This is a genomic window from Microbacterium sp. B35-30 (assembly GCF_010634855.1).
Lineage (GTDB): Bacteria > Actinomycetota > Actinomycetes > Actinomycetales > Microbacteriaceae > Microbacterium.
On record NZ_MWLQ01000061.1, the window covers coordinates 1 to 19,207 of the forward strand.

The 19,207-nt window shown below is 64.9% G+C and carries 15 protein-coding genes and 1 tRNA gene; 11 read left to right on the plus strand and 5 right to left on the minus strand.

The window, feature by feature from the left end; all coding sequences use genetic code 11:
* The 9 genes from B2K11_RS20135 to B2K11_RS20175 form a co-directional block, all read left to right on the plus strand.
* The coding region (locus B2K11_RS20135) for a class II glutamine amidotransferase (protein WP_163620879.1) at window positions 1-673 on the plus strand (673 nt) is incomplete at its 5' end.
* A gap of 97 nt (window positions 674-770) precedes the next feature.
* Window positions 771-861: transfer RNA gene (locus B2K11_RS20140), tRNA-Ser, on the plus strand.
* A gap of 576 nt (window positions 862-1,437) precedes the next feature.
* Window positions 1,438-2,985, plus strand: a complete 1,548-nt coding sequence (locus tag B2K11_RS20145; RefSeq protein WP_239526295.1) for a sugar ABC transporter substrate-binding protein — start codon at window positions 1,438-1,440, stop codon at window positions 2,983-2,985.
* Window positions 2,986-3,132: 147 nt separating this feature from the next.
* Window positions 3,133-3,987: a sugar ABC transporter permease gene (locus B2K11_RS20150; RefSeq protein ID WP_345770796.1), complete on the plus strand. Its 855-nt coding sequence runs from the start codon at window positions 3,133-3,135 to the stop codon at window positions 3,985-3,987.
* Window positions 3,984-4,820: a carbohydrate ABC transporter permease gene (locus tag B2K11_RS20155; RefSeq protein ID WP_056372447.1), complete on the plus strand. Its 837-nt coding sequence runs from the start codon at window positions 3,984-3,986 to the stop codon at window positions 4,818-4,820. The genes B2K11_RS20150 and B2K11_RS20155 overlap by 4 nt, the downstream gene beginning before the upstream one ends.
* A 27-nt stretch (window positions 4,821-4,847) precedes the next feature.
* Complete coding sequence (locus B2K11_RS20160; RefSeq protein ID WP_163620881.1) at window positions 4,848-6,233, plus strand: NosD domain-containing protein; 1,386 nt, start codon at window positions 4,848-4,850, stop codon at window positions 6,231-6,233.
* A 10-nt stretch (window positions 6,234-6,243) separates the two neighbouring features.
* Window positions 6,244-7,305, plus strand: coding sequence for a LacI family DNA-binding transcriptional regulator (locus B2K11_RS20165; RefSeq protein ID WP_056372443.1), 1,062 nt, complete (start codon window positions 6,244-6,246; stop codon window positions 7,303-7,305).
* 117 nt (window positions 7,306-7,422) lie between these two features.
* Complete coding sequence (locus B2K11_RS20170) at window positions 7,423-8,673, plus strand: glycoside hydrolase family 32 protein (protein WP_056372441.1); 1,251 nt, start codon at window positions 7,423-7,425, stop codon at window positions 8,671-8,673.
* A gap of 103 nt (window positions 8,674-8,776) precedes the next feature.
* Window positions 8,777-9,679 (plus strand): carbohydrate kinase, encoded by a 903-nt coding sequence (locus tag B2K11_RS20175; RefSeq protein ID WP_163620882.1) that lies wholly within the window; start codon window positions 8,777-8,779, stop codon window positions 9,677-9,679.
* 562 nt (window positions 9,680-10,241) lie between these two features.
* Here the strand turns inward: B2K11_RS20175 and B2K11_RS20180 are convergent.
* The gene (locus tag B2K11_RS20180; protein ID WP_163620883.1) at window positions 10,242-11,534 is read right to left on the minus strand and encodes a DUF2254 domain-containing protein; all 1,293 of its coding nucleotides are present in this window, start codon (window positions 11,532-11,534) and stop codon (window positions 10,242-10,244) included.
* Window positions 11,535-11,982: 448 nt separating this feature from the next.
* Between B2K11_RS20180 and B2K11_RS20185 the strand changes: the two genes are divergently transcribed.
* Window positions 11,983-12,420, plus strand: coding sequence for a hypothetical protein (locus tag B2K11_RS20185; protein ID WP_163620884.1), 438 nt, complete (start codon window positions 11,983-11,985; stop codon window positions 12,418-12,420).
* Between the two features lie 71 nt (window positions 12,421-12,491).
* On the opposite strand, the gene B2K11_RS20190 is transcribed toward B2K11_RS20185, so the two are convergent.
* Window positions 12,492-13,589: an AI-2E family transporter gene (locus tag B2K11_RS20190; protein WP_163620885.1), complete on the minus strand. Its 1,098-nt coding sequence runs from the start codon at window positions 13,587-13,589 to the stop codon at window positions 12,492-12,494.
* Window positions 13,590-13,726: 137 nt separating this feature from the next.
* Window positions 13,727-14,218, minus strand: a complete 492-nt coding sequence (locus B2K11_RS20195) for a hypothetical protein (RefSeq protein WP_163620886.1) — start codon at window positions 14,216-14,218, stop codon at window positions 13,727-13,729.
* A 368-nt stretch (window positions 14,219-14,586) separates the two neighbouring features.
* Here B2K11_RS20195 and B2K11_RS20200 point away from each other — a divergent pair, with 368 nt between their 5' ends.
* Window positions 14,587-16,011, plus strand: a complete 1,425-nt coding sequence (locus B2K11_RS20200) for a DUF1254 domain-containing protein (protein WP_163620887.1) — start codon at window positions 14,587-14,589, stop codon at window positions 16,009-16,011.
* A 277-nt stretch (window positions 16,012-16,288) separates the two neighbouring features.
* Here the strand turns inward: B2K11_RS20200 and cls are convergent, their stop codons facing one another.
* Together cls and B2K11_RS20210 are read right to left on the minus strand one after the other, a co-directional pair.
* Window positions 16,289-17,767, minus strand: a complete 1,479-nt coding sequence (gene cls, locus B2K11_RS20205) for a cardiolipin synthase (RefSeq protein ID WP_163620889.1) — start codon at window positions 17,765-17,767, stop codon at window positions 16,289-16,291.
* Between the two features lie 127 nt (window positions 17,768-17,894).
* A partial coding sequence (locus B2K11_RS20210) for a SulP family inorganic anion transporter (protein ID WP_163620888.1) occupies window positions 17,895-19,207 on the minus strand: 1,313 nt, incomplete at its 5' end.

The window sequence follows — 19,207 nt, forward strand, 5'->3', positions numbered from 1 at the left end:
CCCGCGGCATCCGTCCGTCTTCCGCAGCATCGAGCCGGCGTGGAACGACCAGAACCTGCGCGAGATCAGCCGGGCCGTCGTGAGCCCGCTGTTCTTCGCGCACGTGCGTGCGGCTGCCGGCCCGCCGATCCAGCAGACGAACTGCCATCCGTTCCGTCACGACAACTGGCTGTTCATGCACAACGGCGGGATCTCGCAGTTCGGCCTGATCAAACGGGAGCTCGCGCTCGCCGTGGACCCGTCGCTGTACCCGCTCATGCAGGGCACCACGGACAGCGAGGTGCTCTTCCATCTCGCATTGACCTTCGGTCTCGCCGATGACCCGATCGGCGCGGTCGGAGCCGCCGTCCGCCGCGTGGAGGAGGCCGGCCACGCCGCCGGCGTGCAGTTCCCCATGCAGGGCACGCTCGCGGTGTCGGACGGCGAGACGCTGTGGGCGTTCCGCTACTCGTCGCAGGGGCGCTCCCGCTCGCTGTTCCACTCGGCCGACGTTCTCACCATCCGCGGCATGTACCCGGACGCCGACCGGCTCTCGCTCTTCGGCGACCACGCGCAGGTGGTCGTGTCGGAGCCGCTCAACGACCTCCCGGGCGTCTTCCTCGAGGTGCCCGAGTCGACCGTCGCGGTGCTCGACCCGGAGGGCTACCACCACGAGGCCTTCCTCGACGCGTGAGGCCGGGGTAGACGCCGCCGTGCCGGGTTCGCCGCCGCCGCAGCCGAGGTCGGGCGCCGATTCGCGGCATCCGCCCGCGTGTCGTAAGCTTGTCGGCGGTGACGTGTCCGAGCGGCCGAAGGTGCAACTCTCGAAAAGTTGTGTAGGGTAACCCCCTACCGTGGGTTCAAATCCCACCGTCACCGCCAGAAAAACCCCTGATGATCAGGGGTTTTTCCATTGGTGCGACCGCGGAATGCCCACACCGCGCCCACATTTTGCCGCGATTCCACCGCCTCAGAGGCGATCCTCCGCGGCCGGTTGCCGGGCTTCATCGAACGGATCTTCCGCCTCAGTCCGCGGAATTCCGCGAGTCTGAGATCATGCCGCTGATCGCACGCGGGCACGGGCGGCTGTGATCCGCCGTCCCTACCGTGGGCATCCGGCCAACCGCAGGGTGTCAACGACATCGGTGACACCTCCTGCTCTTGGGGCCTCGGGGCTTGACGTTGCTGATGTAGGTGACGCCTCGCGCTGGCCAGTTGTGCTCGGCGACGGGCGTGCCGCGGTCGTCGAAGATCATGATGCCGCCGGCTTCGCACGCGAGGTCGACGTCTTTCCCGCGCATCGGGTAGCTGCACTTGAAGATCGTGCCGCGTGCATTGATCGACCCATTCGGGTGGACGGTCGCGACGCGGATTCCGTCGCGGACGCGACCGTTCGACCGACTGATCCTCGCCGTTCGGTAGCGGCCGAGCCGCCGACGGCGCGTTGGTCGATAGGGCGTGACCAAGACGCGACACGCGACGGCCTTGGCCGAGGTTGCTGGGCGCGGAGGCGCTTACTGGCGAGTGTTCACCGGCTCCGCGCGTCCCTCCGCGGACACCTGTGGGCGAGATCGTCGTCTTGACGCCTCCAAGTTCGGCGGCTATTCTCATGCCAAGACGATTTGGCAAATCGTATTGGCACCAAGTTCCAACCCTGACCACACATCAACGAATGGAGTCGAAGTGATGAAGCTTCGCATGCAACTGACCGGGCGCGCGCGCCGCGCCCTGGTCGCGACAGCAGCGGTGAGTGCAGCTGCTCTTGCTCTCAGCGGCTGCGGCGCCGGAGGCGGCGGAGACGACGCATCCGACAGCGCTGGTCTGAATGTTGTCGTCGAGGGAGGCGGCAAGGCTGAGCTGCAGCCGATCGCTGATCTCTATGAAGAAGAGACGGGCACCGAGGTGACTCTGGTGGAGTTGCCGTACGCAGGGCTGTACGACCGGATCTCGTCGGAGCTGCAGGCCGGAGAGCCATCGTTCGATGTCGCGGCGCTCGATGCGATCTGGCTGCCCGCATTCGCCCCCGGGCTGGCGCCCCTCGATGATCTGTACACCGATGAAGTCGAGTCGGACCTGTTCGGTGGACTGGTCAGCGAAGCGCAGGTGGACGGGACCTTCGTTGGCATGCCCGTCTGGACGAACTCGGAGATCCTGTTCTACCGGACGGATCTGTTCGAGGACCCCGCCAACATGGCCGACTTCGAGGCAGAGTACGGGTACGCGCTGGCCGCCCCGACGACCTGGGAGCAGTACCGCGATATCGCAGAGTTCTTCACCCGCGACACCGATGGCGACGGTGCGATCGATCTGTACGGCACCGACGTGAAGGGTGCGGTCGAGACGGAGTGGTTGGCGACCGTGTCTCAGGCCGGCGAAGAGAGCATGGTGTTGGATGCCGACGCTGGCGAGGTGACGATCGATGACGCCGAGCACAAAGAGGCACTGGACTTCTACGTGAGTCTCCTTCCCTACGCTCCTTCCGGAGCGGCACAGCTGGACTGGGCTGGAGCGCAAAACCTCTTCTACCAGGGCAAGCTCGCGATGATGCGGTTCTGGGGCCACGCCTACCGGCAGACGCCGGACGACTCACCCATCAAGGACCAGATCGGCGTCGCGCCCATGATCGGCGGGTCCGGCGGAGTGGCCGGAGTTCCCGGAGCCTGGTACCTCTCCGTTCCGGCATCTGGAGACAAGCAGGACGCCGCGAAGGACTTCATCCAGTTCGCATACGAGCACAACGATCTCTCGGCCGACACCTCCCTCGGGCTCGTCGCCCGTAAGAGCGCCTTCGAGAGCAAAGAGGCTGAAGCCGGATTCGAGAATTACCCCGCGCTCGTAGCGACGCTGGAGGCCCCCCAGTCATTGCCGCGGCCCGCGACCCCGCAGTGGCAGGAGATCGTCGACTCGGTGCTGATCCCGATGCTCCAGAAGGCCGTCGAGCCTGGGGCGGATACCGCGCAGCTGCTGTCGGACGCGAAGTCCCAGATCGAGTCGATCGTCGAGTAGACGGTCCCTGTCAGGAAGCACTCCATGGAGACAATAACTTCTCCCACCCGCGTCGGGGCGGCCTCGGCCGCCCCGACGCGGGGGACCCGACACACCCGTCGGCATGTCAGCAAGGAACGCGGCGACCGCCGGTTCGCGCTGCTGCTCATGGCGCCGGCCGCGCTGTTCCTGGCCGCCTTCGTCCTCTGGCCCCTCATCCGGTTCGTCTACGACAGCTTCTTCGAGATCTCACCGTTCGCGGGTGCCCCACGCGAGTTCGTGGGTTTCGCGAACTACGTGACCGCGTTCGCGTCAGAAGCGTTCCAGTCCGCATCGATCCGCACGATCGTGTACACCGTCTTCGTGGTCGGCGCCGAGTTCGTGCTCGGGCTGGCCGCCGCGCTGCTGTTCACGGCGCTCGGTCAACGGTCCGCGGTGTTCCGCACCGCCTTCATGTACCCGCTCATGATCGCGCCCGTCGTCGCTGGACTGCTGTGGCGGTTCCTCCTCATCGACAACTTCGGCATCGTCAACCAGTTGCTCTACGAGGCGCACATCCTCTCGAGCCCGGATCAGATCCACTGGCTGAGTGATCCGAACATCGCGCTGTTCTCCGTCGCGATCCCGGACATCTGGCTCACGACGTCGTTCATCACACTGGTGCTGTTCGCCGGCTTGCAGAACATCCCGGGCGACGTGATCGAAGCAGCCCGCATCGACGGTGCCCGCTACCCGAGGATCCTGTTCAGCATCATCATCCCGCTGCTGCGACCCGTGATCGCCGTCGCGCTGATCATCCGTGGAATCGACGCCGCTCGAGCATTCGACATCATCCTGATCCAGACGGACGGCGGCCCACAGGGCAGCACGACCACCCTCAGCCTTCTCATCTACCGAACCATGACACGTTTCGGCGACCCTGGGCTCGCCAGCGCCATGGGAACCGTCTATCTCATCGTCATGCTCGCCGTGGCAATCACCGCAATCATGTTGATCTGGCGCCCAGGGAGCAGCACGCGATGAATCCTCTAGTCACCCAGGGAAAGAGCCGCATCCTGCTGTGGGCTCTCCTCGCCGCAGCGATCATCCTCTACGGATTCCCGTTCCTGTACCTGCTGCTGACGTCGTTCAAGCCACCGCTCGACGCGATCGCCGTGCCGCCATCGGTATGGCCGGAGACGTGGACCCTCGACAACTATGTGTCTGCACTCACCCGCGAAGGCGTGCCGGCCGCACTCATCAACAGCGTCGTGACAGCGGTGATCTCGACCGCGCTGTCACTGGTCCTCGCTGTGCCCGCCGCATATGCGATCACCCGGTTCCGGACACCGAGCGGGCGCGTCTTCATCGTCGCCGCCCTCGTCACACGCATGGTCCCGACGATCGCCGTAGGAGTCCCGCTGATCGAGGTGATGCGCACTCTCGGTCTGACCGACACGTCCTTCGGGCTTGCGCTCGCACACACCACCATCTCGCTGCCGTTGTCGATCTGGCTGATGGCCAGCTTCTTCGAGGCGGTGCCCGACGAGCTCAGCGAAGCCGCGGAAGTGGACGGGTGCAGCCGGCTCCAGGCGATGTGGCGTGTCGTCCTGCCGGTGGTATCGGGTGGGCTCGCGGTGACGGCGATCTTCGCATTCCTCGCATCCTGGAACGAGTTCCTCTTCGCTCTGCTGCTGACCTCCGTCCGCGCACAGACCACCCCTGTGGTGATTGCGAACTTCCAGAGCCAGTTCGGGTTGGACTGGGGCGGCATGACGGCACTCGCAGCGGTCTACTCCATCCCGGTCATCCTCCTCACCCTGTTCCTCCAACGCCAGATCGTCGCGGGCCTCACCCTCGGCGCAGTCAAAGGCTGAGGGCCGCAGACGCGAACGGAGAAAAGAATGTCGAACGACAACACCTACGACGTGACCACGTGGCCTCATGGCGATCCCCATGACGACATCGGCGAGGTCTTCAACAGCATCATCGCTGATGTCAAGGCAAGGCAGGCAGCATCCGATGTGAATGACGGTGGGAAGCCAGGGGCGGTGATCTACATTCCGCCTGGGGACTACCGCCTTCGCACGCAGGTGCTGATCGACATCAGCTTCCTGCGGGTACACGGGTCAGGGCATGGCTTCACATCGTCGAGCATCCGGTTCAACGTCCCGGAAGAGGAATGGCCCGGGTTGCATGAACTGTGGCCGGGCGGCAGCCGAATCCTCGTCGACATCCCTGTCGACCATGCCCGTGACGAATCCGAGGGCACGGCGTTCCTCGTTGCGAGGACCGGAAGCCCGCGGATCAGCTCCGTCGAGTTCTCCAACTTCTGCATCGACGGTTTGCACTTCACCGCTGAAGGCCCGGCGAACAACCCGGAAAATTCCTACGCGAACGGCAAGACAGGTATCTATATCGCCGACGCGAACGACTCGTTCCGGGTCACCGGCATGGGGTTCGTCTACCTCGAGCATGCCCTGACGATCTACAACGCGGACGCACTGTCCATCCACGACAACTTCGTCGCCGAATGCGGCAGCTGCATTGAACTGCGCGGCTGGGGTCAGGCATCCAAGATTTCTGACAACCTGATCGGAGCCGGGCCCGAGGGCCGCTCGATCTATGCCGAGAACCACGGCGGGCTGCTGATCACCGCGAACAACGTCTTCCCCAGGGGTTCGAGTAGCGTCCACCTTCACGGGGTCACCCGGTCGAGCGTGACCAACAATCGCCTGCATTCGTTCTACCCGGGAATGGTGGTGCTGGCGGCGGGAAGCTCAGAGAATCTCGTGGCGTCCAATCATTTCCTGCGCGACCACGAACCTTGGACGCCGTTCCTGGGCGTCGACAACGGCGTGGACGACCTCGCCGGGCTGCTGGCCATCGATGGCAGCGACAACTCGGTCATCGGCAACCACTTCTCCGAAGTCGTCGACTCGCGCAGCATCCAGCCGGCTGACGCCAGCCCGGTCATCATCCGGATCCTCCGCGGAAACGACAACCACGTCGCGACCAACCATGTCGTGGCGAAGGATGTCGCCACCGCTTCGAGCGACTCCGCATTCGAGGCGCAGGTTGATGCGCTGCTCACGACCGGATCCTCTCAGGCTCTCGCGGTCACCACCGTGATGGTGGATGCCGCATCCACCCGGAACACGATCCTCGACTCCGGTCGCGACGATCAGGTCGTCCTGAACCGGGCGGTGAACGCCTTCCGTGCCACGCCGTCGGTCGGGTTCGCGGCTCCCGCGGCCGACGGGGCTGCCCGAAAAGTGGTACGAACGTGAGGGGGAAACGATGACGGGAAGCCGGGTGACGGAGAAGACCGCCGGGATCCGAGACGTCGCGGCACACGCCGGCGTCTCGCAGACGACCGTGTCGCACGTGCTCAACGCCACCCCGCATACACGGGTAAGCGAAGACACCGCGGCCCGCGTCCGTGCGGCGGCGGAGGAACTGGGCTATCGCCCCAACCGGCTTGCCCGCGGGCTGCGCACCCAGGCGTCGGACATGATCGGTCTGCTCACGGAGGAGATCGCCACGACCCCGCACGCCGGCCGGATCATCCTCGGCGCGCAGGAGGAGGCGAGCCGCCGCAACCTCACTCTCGCCATCATCAACTCCGAATTGAATCCAGACCCGGAAGTGGGGTCGGCACCGATCCAGGCCTTCCTGGATCGACAGGTCGACGGCATCATCTACGCGACGGTCTACCACGATGAGATCATCGCCCCCGACAACATGCGGTCGCGGCCGGCCGCGCTGATCGGCGCGCGAGACGCTGCAGGAACCATCCCCGCGGTGCTCCCAGATGAGCGCGCCGGTGCAGCCGCGGTCGTGGAAATGCTCGCACGGGCCGGCCACCGTCGGATCGCGTTCGCCGCAAGCGGCGACGACGTCCCCGCCACCCGGGGTCGCCTGCTGGGATACCGCGACGCAATGCAGGCGGCGGGTCTGTCGACCAGGGACCTCATCCTGTCGGGCACTGCAGACGCGCGGGGCGGATACCGCGCCACCGTCGAATTGCTCGACCGCGGCCCCACCGCGGTGTTCTGCTACAACGACCGCATGGCGATCGGCGCCTACCGCGCGGCCGGGGAACGCGGACTCGTCATCCCCACCGATCTATCCATCGTCGGATTCGACGACCAGGCGCCCATCCCCGACAGCCTGTTCCCGACGCTCACGACCGTATCGCTGCCGCACTACGAGATGGGCGCCTGGGCGGTGGCCACATTGGCCGCGCTGGTCCACGGCAAAGGCGAAGAAGCCCTGCTGGCCGCGCACCCGACGGTGTTGGCGTGCCCGCTCGTGGAGCGGGAGTCAGTAGCGCCACCGCCCGCCGGTACACACATCTGAGCCACGCGGGCCCCGGGGTCGCCGTGACGGCAGCGCCGCCGCTCACCACCCGGAAGGTTCGCGTGTCGGCTGACGCCGATGCGCCTCCACTGGCGCCGCATTGAGAGAGGAACGCGGATGAGACCCGCACTGCACTTCACCGCCACCAGCGGATGGATCAACGACCCTCACGGTGTCACGTATCGCGATGGCCAGTACCACGCGTTCTATCAGTACGTTCCGGGCCAGACGGTATGGGGACCCAACTGCCACTGGGGCCACGCCGCCGGTCCGGATCTGCTGAGTCTGCGCGAACTCCCTGTCGCGATCGTCCCCGGCGACGGCGATGACGGCATCTGGACGGGATGCGTGGTCACCGATGACGAGGACAACACGCGAGCCTTCTACACCTCGACGACAACACCGGATTTCGGAATCGGCCGGATCCGCGTGGCTACACCCGTCGACGATGATTGGCTGGCGTGGTCGAAAGACGAGTTCGTCGTGGAGGCTCCTGCAGACCTCGACCTCATCGCCTATCGCGACCCGTTCGTCCGGCGGGAGGAGACAGGCTGGAGGATGTTCGTCGGCGGTGCGCTGCGAGACGGCACAGCCGTCGCGCTCTCGTACATTTCGGACGACCTGCAGCACTGGACGTACTCGGGCATCGCGCTGCAACGGTCCACCGCGGAGACCGAACCCGTCTGGATGGGGGCGCTCTGGGAATGCCCGCAGATTCTGAGCATCGACGGCCGCGCCATCATGGTCTCTTCCATTTGGGACAACGACGTGCTGCACTACGCCGGGTACGCCGTCGGCTCATACAACGACGGCCGATTCGTCGCCGACAACTGGGGACGGTTGACGTTCGGTGACAGTTACTACGCGCCTTCGCTGTTCTCCGACTCAGAAGGCCGCCCTTGTCTGCTGTTCTGGATGCGGGGGATTGCGGACGAGCAAGCGGAATGGGCGAGCGCGCACAGCATTCCGTATCTCCTCTCCCTCGACGACGACCGACTCGTGGCCAGCGTCCACCCGGACGTCGAGAAGCACCGGGGCGGTCGGGCGGAGTCGGTGCGAGTCGAAGGGACCGCAGCCGACGTGGTCTGGAGCGACGGCGAAGGCGGAGAACTCACGATCGCGTCAACCGAGGCGGTCGTGAGCATCCTGTGGAAGCCGGGCGAAGCAACAGTGGTCGAACGAACCGCGCACGCTCTGAACACCACGTGCTCTGTGCCGGTCTCGGGGGCCGTTCGAGTGGTTATCGACGGGCCGATCCTCGAACTGTCCTCGGCAGGTGGCCTCCTCGGCCTGCCGACGGATCTCGGCGGTACGTCGCTTCAGATCGCGGCGGACCGAGGAGATGTCGAGCTTTTCGCGCTGAGTTGACATGGCGACGGGCGACGCGAACCGTCGAGTGCCTGACGCGCACTGATCGGATGACTCAACGACCATCAGGACGAGCCAGAAGTGGTGTTAGGGGTACAACAGGATGATCCACAGGCAAAGCCTCGACGTGCTGGTCATCGGCGAGGCTCTCATCGACATCGTCCAGTCCGGCTCCGGCCGGACTGAACACGTCGGAGGGAGCCCGGCCAACGCCGCGCTCGGGTTGGGACGCCGGGGCGCGAAGGTGGGGCTGCTCACTCACCTGGCCGACGACCCACTTGGGCACACCATCGTTCGGCACCTCGAAGCCTCCAACGTTCACATACTCGCCGAGTCGATCAGCGCTGCAACTACGTCAACGGCCGTGGCGACAATCGGTCCCGACGGACAAGCCGAGTACGACTTCGACGTCATGTGGGATGTCCGGGCACCCGATGCGGTGAACCCACGCGTCGTGCATGCCGGCTCCATCGCGGCCTTTCTCGAACCAGGAGCAACGACCGTCCAGGACCTCCTGCGCCACACCGCGGCAAAAGAGGTCACCTTCGACCCCAACATCCGTCCCGCGTTGATCGGCGGGCACACGGTTGCCCTCGCTGTCTTCCAGGAAATGACCCGACTGTGCACCGTCGTCAAGATGAGCGACGAAGACGCCGTCTGGCTGTATCCCGAATTAGCAGCCGACGACGTCCTGGACGCCGTGCTGGGCTTGGGAGCCCACATGGTTGCGATCACTCTGGGATCGGAGGGAGCGATCATTGCCAACGCGGAACATCGCGTCCGGATCCCCGCGTTGCCTGTTACCGCCGTCGACACCATCGGTGCCGGAGATACATTCATGGCCGCACTAATCCACGCCGTCCTCGGCATCGGCAGTGAAAACCTCGACCGCCCAACCTTGGAGCACGTCGGTCGGGCCGCGGTAGCCGCCGCGGCAATCACCGTCTCGCGCACCGGCGCTGATTTGCCCTGGGCTCACGAACTTGAGGCAACGATCCCTGCATGACATCGCGTGCCCGGCCGACACTGCAGCGCACGAGCGCCCTTCGCCTACGGCGACTACCTGCGCAGACTTCACACCGATGGAGGCGCGTGCCCACATCGTGCCCACGTCCGTCAGGGATCGAGCACGAACGAGGCGGGTTCAGAACGACGCCTGGACTGGTCGAAAGCGCGAATTCCCGCGCTTCAACGACGCGAACGGATCGATGAGGATCGAATCTCTTTGGGTTCAAATCCCACCGTCACCGCCAGAAAAACCCATAATGATCAGGGGTTTTTCCATTGGCGTAACCGCGGAGTGCCCACATCGCGCCCACATTCGGCCGCGATTCCACCGCCTCAGAGGCGAGCGTCCGCGGCGAGGTGCCGGACTTCATCGAACGCATCTTCCGCGTCGGTCCGCGGAATTCCGGGAGTCTGAGATCATGCCGCTGATGGCATGCGGGCACGGGCGGCGGTGATCCGCCGTCCTACCGTGGGCATGTTCCCCACCGGAGGGGAGCCAGGCAGGGCCGTCCGGAAGCAACTGTCCAGATGCGTGGCCAAGGACCTACTCCGGAGACCACTTAGCTCGAGCGCTCCGGGTCGTGCTTCATACCGCCGATGCCCTGGCGATCGATCTCGCCCGCCCGATCGAGGTCGGTGGAGTCGCGCCACGTGGCGGCCACGGTCGCATCGAGGCGGCGGAGCTCCTCGTCGATGGCAGCTCGATGCTCGGGTCGCACCGTGGCTTGGAGCTCCTCGAGCAGCGCTCGGAGCCGCCGCATGACCTGCACTGAGGTCGCTCCGAACTCTCGAATCTCGGTGAGGCCCAGCGTCACGATGTCTTCCCAACGGCGGGTGACGATCGCGACCACAGCGGTGGACGTCGAGTCGACCTTCGTCCTGAGCGCCTCGAAGTCGGTCTTCCCGATGAAAGCGAGTACCTCTCCGATGTGGTCGAGCACTTGGACGGCGGTCGTCGGGTCGTTCACCGCCGGGGACAGCGCCTTGTTCGCGATGTCGACCATCATCCGCATCGCGAATGTCGGGTCCTGATCGAACGTGCGCTCGTCACCGAGCGCGACCATCCCTTCGAGCTCGGCTGCCGAGCCCTCTCCGAACTCGCCGCCGAACACGATGACGACCGTCTCGCCGCTGTGCACGAAATCGCCCACCGGGTGCGGCAGGACGAGCTCAGCACCATGACGGCGCGCCCAAGCGACGAGACCCTCGACGTCGAACGCCTGGATGGCACCGCCGCGACTCGCACCGACCGCGAGCGTCGGATCCGTCCAGACCGACACATACTCCCACCGGATGTCCGCCCGATCGGCCAGCCTCACTGTCTGCTCGAACGTCGCACGAGCCGTGCTCGCGACATCTGCAGCCACTGCCGCTGGCCTGAGTCGCCGGACGGAGCGATCGAAGAAGACGATGAAAGCCAGCAAGCTCAGAGAGATGAGCACACCGGCCAATGTCACGCCGACGTTCGGCACGAAATCCTCGCCGATCCGCGAAAGCACAGAGAACGAGAAAGTCAGCGTGCCGACCAGAATCGCGAGCGTCGCCTTCAACAGGGGATCGCGGTACCAGAGGCGCATGATGCGGGCCGAGAACGTTCCTGTGGCCATCTGCACGACGAGAACAGTCACGGTCACGACGAAGCCGGTCAGCGCTGCCGCCGCGCCCACGATCGAGGTCAGTACCGCGCTCGCCGTCGACGGCGAGTACTGCCACAACAATGGTGTCGTAAGAAGCTCGTCGACGATCGACACGGCCGCGCCGAGCATCACGCCGAGCAACGCGCCGACAATCGGGATTGCCCACAGGCTCTCGACGACACTCTCCCGTCGGCGGAACCGGGTGCGCCAGGACATGATTTATGGACTCCTATCGCCGTTCGGCGATAACCGGCAACTCCATCCACGAATTTGGCCGGCTCGGGCTTGTTCCCCAACGTCGAGGGGCTGGCTGGGCATCATGCCACCTCTCCTTACGAGCGGGACCCGGCAACGCCTCGACTCGGGTCTCTTCGCCCCCCAGTATCGGGAGCAACCGACGCCCCCGCATCATGCGAATTGTGTGAGGAGTTCGAAGATGGTCCGGCGTCCGCGATCTCGGCTCGGCGACGCGAAGCGGTGACGCGATCGTCGGGGTTCGGGGATGGGTTCATGCGTTGTGCATGAGGACACCGTGCGGGCAGGCGCCAGACAATTGCTCGATGCAGATAGTCGGTGGTCGGCTTCGGCTACGGGTTTCCGCACCGGAGAGGGTTGACGAGGTGCTTGCCAGTCTCGTCACTGGATGGCTGCCGAGGGAGGCGAGATGAGCGATGACGGGGAACGGGCTCTCGACCGTCTGACGTCGTGGCGTGAGGACACTTACGCAACGCGACTGAGTCGTCTCAAGCAACGCCGGCGCGACGTCCTGGCCGTCGGTGCGGCGCTCACCGCCTTCGTGGTCGCGGTGGCCGCGGGTGCCGCCGCCGCCGGCATTTACAGCGACGTGCCAGGCTGGCTGCGGGCGCTGATCCTCACATTTGTGATCTTGGCGGGCAGCGGCCTCGCGTTCGCGTGGATGCGCTTCCAGGAGGAGTCGGAGCGCATCGAGGAGGCCATCGAACACCACGGCGAGCTGGCGACGACACGGATCGGCGACCGCCGCTTGCCCCGGCACGCAGACGCCTTCTGGATCGTCGGGCTGGTCTGCACCGGTCTCGCTCCGCTGGCGTTCCTGACCGCCGCGTGGTGGGCCGCGTTCTGACCGCGTCGTCATGACGTCGGCCGCGTTCAGCCCGCGCGGTGATGTGTGCCGAAGGGGTCGGGGTGGCGCAGCTATTCCTGCTTCGACTTGGGCTTCTTCTTCGTGCGCTTCGGTTTGCCGGCGATCAGAGGCAGGGCCCACCACGTGCGAGGGTCTGCTTCGATCAGCAGCGCCTTGGTTAGCAGGGTGAGCGGTACTGCCAGGAGGGCGCCCAGTGGGCCGATGACCCAGGTCCAGAACACAAGGGAGAGGAAGGTGACGGTCGTCGAGAGGCCCACCGTGTCGCCGACCACGCGCGGCTTGATCAAGCTGTCGCTAAGGAGGTTGATGCCGCTGTAGATCGCGATGACGGCGATCATCAGCCCTGGTCCACCCTCTAGGAGGGCGATGAGCGCGGGTGGGATCATGCCGATGAGAAAGCCGACGTTGGGGATGAAGGAGGTGACGAACGCGAGGACGCCCCACACGAATGCGCCGGGGATGCCCAGGATCAACAAGGCGACCGCGTCTATCACCGCGACGGCGAAGCCGAACACTGTATTGACACCCATGAAGTTGCGTGTGCTGGCTGCGAAGTTGTTGAGCGCCGCAACGGGGTTGGGAAACCGATCACCCAAGGTGCGCAGGCTCTGCCGGGTGGCGTCTGTGTCGAAGACCAGGAAGAACAGGACGGCAATGAGAAACGCGAGGTTCGTCAGCACGCCGGCCATGCCGCTCAGCAGGGACGTTGCGAGCGCCGCGATCTGCCCCGGGTCGATGGAGGCGATGACGGCTTGGATCTGCTCGGACTCGACTCCGAGCTGGTGCAGTGTGTTCCCCGCGTTTGCGATCGCCGCGTCGAGCTGATCGGTGTACTGGGGGAGCAATGCGGCCACCTGCGCGACCGCGACGATCACGGCGAGAGCGAGGAGGAAGATCAGCAGATAGGCGGCCAGCAGCATCAAGCCCGAGACCGCCCACTCCGGCATGCGCTTGCTCCCGAGCCAGAGCCGAATCGGATGCAGGCTGATGGTGATCACGAGGGCGAGGAAGACCGGCCCGATGATGTCGGCGATGATCCTCGTCCCGGCGAGGGTGATGGTGAAGGCTGCAGCTCCGAACAGCAGCGTCAGGGCGAACGGTCGTGCCCGCTCGAAGGCCTCGCGCGTCGAGTTTGGTGCGTTTGTCATGGCAATCTCCTTCTGTATCCGCGGAGGGGCGTGCGACGCCGTGCACGACTGTTGTCCGAGCCTGGCCGTGCCACGGCCCTCTCGCTGGTCAAGCGTGGGTCGACCCCGGGGCGTCCGCTCACGTTTCAGCCGTCGGTCTAACCCGTGTGCTCGGCGCAGGCGGCATTGACTTTCTCGACCGACTCTTCGATCGCGGCTTTCTGGTCCGCCAGCGCGGAAGGGTCGACCTCGCCGTCTGCGTCAGTGGGCAGAGTCGCGGCGAGTTCGGCCGCTTCAGTCAGCTTCTCGCTGAGCGTTCCCAGCGCCCCGGACACGTCCGCGTTCTGGGCATTCTCGGCGAGCGTATCGACGCTCTCCACATACCCCTCGAGATCGGATTGCAGCTCGCTCGGAGTCCTAGCCGCAGCGAGAGCGCTCTGCATGGCGCTTGAGACTTCGTCCAGGGTTGTTCTCAGAGTCGAGCACGCGTCGGCGATGGATGTCGGGCCGCCAGCGCCGCCGGAAGAGCAGCCGGCGACGAGCAGTGCGCTTGCGATGATGAGCGCGGCGCACGGGATCGTTGTTCGTCGCACGCTGGATCCCACTTCGTCGTGTACTTCGGCCAGTTGATGGCGATTCCGGATGCGCATGGCGTCCTCCTTGGATAAGTCAGTGCCCCACCGAGCAGCCTTGGAGCACGCAACGGGCTCGCACAGTGGGAGCGGATCATCAAACGATGGACCTGACGGGCGTGCAGGGCATCATGCGATTCGCACCATCCGGGTAAATGGACCGAGCGGCGTGTGATGTGACGTGCCACGCGTTCCTGCATCTCTCGCCAGGGGGCATGTGCAGCTTCGCGATGGACGTGCACGCGGGGCGCGTTGGGAAGCAATCATGCAGATGACGTGATGTCGGCTCCGATCGCCGGCCATAACGTGAATCGACCGGGCACGCCCGGTTCCATGAAGGCGACCCTCGCGACCGCTCGCGACAACAACCTCTAGGAGGGGTAACCATGCCTGCTGTGAACTATGGCGTCACGCCATATCAGGACTCCGTGGCGTCACGTCTTGGCGCACTGCGATTCGAGCGCGGATGCCCGACGCCCGAAACCTCGCGGAAACTGTTCGACGAGATGGACTTCCAACGCGCCGTGCAGGTGTACCTGTGGGCGTACCCCGCGGTGTCGTTCGAATCGATCCGCATAGCCAACAAGCGTGACCTCGGCATCGACTATGGCGAGATGGGCATCGCGGATCAGTTCGTCGACCCGAAGTCGATCTGGCTGACCGCCAACGACACGACCATATACGCCTTCGCGAACATCGATCTCAGCACTGGCGCGGTCGTCGTCGAGATCCCGCCGGGTGCGATCGTCGGGCTGGTGGACGACTTCTGGGAGCGGTCGCTCACCGACGTCGGGCTCCCAGGTCGTGACGCCGGCAACGGCGGGCGCTACCTTCTTCTTCCACCGGGCGATGACGATGCCGATGAGCCTGACGGCTACTACGTGGTTCGCGCCACGATGAACAACCACAACATGCTGGTGCGCGGCATCATCGTTGACGGTGACATACAAGATGCCGTCCATCGAGTCCAGAAGGTGAAGGTTTACCCCTGGACCGACAGACGTGATCCCCGTCCGACCCGCTTCGTCTCGATCTCCGGCGCCGTGATGGACACGACGCCGCCCGGCGGGATCGAGTACTGGAATCGCCTCGCTGCGGTCATCGAGCGCAATCCGGTCCAAGAGCACGACCGATTCTTCATGGCGATGCTCAAGCCTCTCGGCATGGAGAAGGGGAAGCCGTTCGAGCCTGACGCGAGGCAGATCGCGATTCTCGAAGAGGCGACGGTGATCGGTGATGCCATGGCACGGAACGTCATGTACGAGAGCGCGGAGCGCATCCAAGGCGGAACGGCATTCGCGGGAACGCAATGGGATTGGGTGATCCAGGTCAGCCCCGACCACGAGGCCGAGTACTACTGCCAACTCGACGAACGGCTCCAGTACACGTACGGGGCGATCTATCTCTCGCCGGCGATCGGCAGGAGAACGCCCGGGCCCGGTGCGAACTACATCCAGGCGTTCCGCGACCGCGACGGCGAGCACTTCGACGGAGGCCAGAGCTACCGCCTCAGGCTGCCGGCGGACCCGCCGGCAGCGCAATTCTGGTCGCTTACGCTGTACGACACGGTCACTCGGTCGATGGTGCAGAGCGGGATGAACGACGCGGCACGTTCGGGCTACGACGAGTTCCACGCGAACGCCGATGGTTCGATCGACTTCATCTTCGGCCCGCAGAAACCGGCCGCAGTTGACGCGAACTGGATTGAGACCGTGCCGGGGCGGGGGTTCTACCCGATGGTCCGCTTCTACACTCCGACCGCGCCGCTGTTCGACGGCAGCTGGGCCCTTACGGACATTGAGCGGCTCTGACCTCTCGGGAACGCAGTTCGGTTCGTGCCCTGACCCGTCACCCGCGGCCGGTAGCGGCCTCGGTGCGACTGCGGTCATTGACGCGGGCGTCGACCGCCTCGGCCCACCGCCTTCAGTCGGGAGGGGGGCTCCGTGCGACCAAACGCGTCGTGGGCGAACTCCACGGTGGGGCCGCGCACGTGACGTGCTCAGAAGACCTCCGCTGAAAGGGGCATGCCCCATACTCCGACGAGTTCTTCGCTGAGCAACCGTCCTGACGTGTTGCAGGGAACCGAATCTAGTTGACGGCGGATGTGAGCCGCGCGATGCCGTCCAGGAAGGTGGCTTTCAGGGGTTCCCGTTTCCATTCCTCGAGGGTGAGTTGGCGGCCGGCATCCCGGTAGCCCTGCTCCACTTCGCGCATGCCTGCGACAAAGGACTCGCCGAGGACGAGGAGCATGACCTCCATGTTGAGGCTGAACGAGCGGATGTCCATGTTCGACGACCCGATCACGGCGATGTTGTCGTCGATGGAGAAGTGCTTGGAATGCAGGATGAACGGCGCCGGGTACAGGAAGATCTTCACCCCCGCCTCGAGCAGCGCGTCGTAGTAGGACCGCTGCGCGTGATAAACCAGCCCCTGGTCGCCGATCTCAGACACGAAGAGCTGCACCTCCAGCCCCCGCTGGCAGGCGGTGGTGATCGCGTAGACCATCGCTTCGTCCGGGACGAAGTACGGGCTCGTGAGGATGACCTTCTCGGTTGCGCCGTAGATCAAAGAGAGGAACAGGCGCAGGTTGTTCTCGGTCTGATATCCCGGCCCTGAAGGAACCACCTGGCAGACCAACGCATCTGAGCCGCTCACGACGGGAACTTCGGACGCCCCAACATGCTCGGTGTCCACGAGATTCTCATCGGTCTCGATCAGCCAGTCCGACAGGAACACCGCGTTGATGGATGCCACCACCGGGCCGGTCACGCGGGTGACCAGCTCCTGCCACTTCAAGCCCCGCTTGATGTTCTTCTCCGAGTCGTAGTCACGCGAGATCAGGTTCTGGGAACCCATGAACGCGACAACGCCGTCGACCACCACGATCTTGCGGTGGTTGCGGAGGTCGGGGCGCTGATACTTGCCCTTGAAGGGCATCACAGGCAGCATCCACGCCCACTTCACACCGATGCGGTCCAGCTCTGCGAAGGTCTCCTTCGCACGCGGCAGCTTGGCAGACGAGATGTGGTCTGCAAGCAACCGCACCGACACACCACGTGCGACAGCCCGTTCCATCGCAGAGAAGAACTCGCGGGTTGTGTCATCCCACCCCACGATGAAGAACTCGACGTGCACCCAGTTCTCTGCGCGGTCGATGTCGGCCGCCATGGTGTCGATGGACACTTGATAATCGCCATAGAGGGTCGCGCCATTACCGGCCATCGCGGGAAGAGCCGTCAGGTCCTCGTTCTGCTGGGCGATCCGCTGGAACCAGCGCGGCCAGGTCGACTCATCGGCCACCACGCTGCCGAACTTCGCAGACCTTCCCTTGATGAGCGTGTCGATGCGGGCCTGCTCGTCCTGCCGCTTCTTCGGCAGCTTGAAGTTGCCGATGAGCAGGAAGAACAGGATTCCGAAGAAGGGGAACAGGATGATCAGCAGCAGCCACGCCATCGCCGCGGTCGGCTTCCGATCGCGTGGGATGAAGATCAGCGCCAGTACGATGATCGCCACGTGCGCGAGAAGACTGAGGAGCCAGATCAGATTGGCGAGGATTGAGCCGTCCATGCGAATGCCCGTCTGTTTGCGAGAAAGTGCGGAGTTGGTCCCAGGGCCGCAAGCGGGTGCTCCCATGGCAAACGCTAGGGGGAGTGCGACGGCAGGGCATCACACAGGATGAGTGAGGTCGCGTGGCTCACGGTTCCTGAGATTCGAAGGCGGCGACCGCGGCGCGGTTCGTGGCGAACACTCGTTCGTCTTCGAGGATGTTCATGCGCCTCAGATGGATATCCATGGCGCGTCGGACACGACTGAAGGACAGGACGATGTTGTTCTCAACGAGCCAAGCCTTGAGGACCTGGAATGTCTCGGATCCCGTGACATCCGCGTCGGTCACAGCTTCGAAGTCCAGCACCACAGTGTGGATGGCGCCCGGGGGAAGCGCCCTGACCGCCTTTCGCACGGCCTGGCTGAACACGTCGGCATTCGCGAAGAACAGGGGTGCTGACATCCGGATGACGGCGATCCCCGGGGCGGTCAATGCGCCGATCGGGGCCTCGTACAGCAGCGACTGCGTGGGGTCGTCGTCGGTCGCCAGGACATCGATCGCCGGATTGGCTGCCCGACGGGCGAGATTCACGAGTGCCAGAACGAACGCCACGACGATTCCGGCGATGGCGCCGACGAAGAGGGTGACGAGAAAGCAGACAGCGCCGACGGCGAACTCGAATTTGCTGAGTCGCCATAACGCGCGGAACTCCCGAAAACCGAGCAACGGGATAATCGCCACCGCGACGATCGCACCGATCGCCGGCGATGGAATATCGGCGAGCAGCGCTGTCCCGAATAGCAGCAGGAGGAACGTACCGATCGCGAGCACCACCGATGGCAGCTGCGTGCGCGAGCCCGCCTGATCCATCGCGGCCGTGCGGGAGGTGGAGGACCCGACGGCGAAGCTGCCCTGCGCTCCTGCCGCGATGTTGACCAGCCCGAAGGCGAAGAGATCGCGATTCGGGCGGGTCTTGTAGTGGTTCTTCTCGGCGTACCCGCGTGAGACGAGCAGTCCTTCTGCGGTCGTGACCATGGTCAGCGCGATGGCAGAAGGGATGAGGGCGAGCCACAGAGCCCAGTCGATGACCGGCCATGTCAACGTGGGTGGGCCAGACGGCACCTCGCCGAGCACGGCGACGCCGCGATCATCGAGACCTCCGACGGTGACGGCGATCGTCGACAGCACAAGCACCACCAGCGCCCAGGGCACGACCCGCAGCAGCTTCGCACCCAGGACGAGGATCGCAACGGAGGCGGCCGCGATCAGTGCAGAGATCCAATTGATCGTCCCCAGACCGGCGAGGAGCCCGGACACTTTCTCAACGAACTCCCCGCCGGAATCGATCTTGATACCGAGCATCTTCGCGATCTGGCTGACCATGATGTCGAGCGCGAGCCCGCCGACGAAGCCGACGAGAATCGGTTTCGACAGGAAGTTCGCGAGGAACCCGAGCTTGA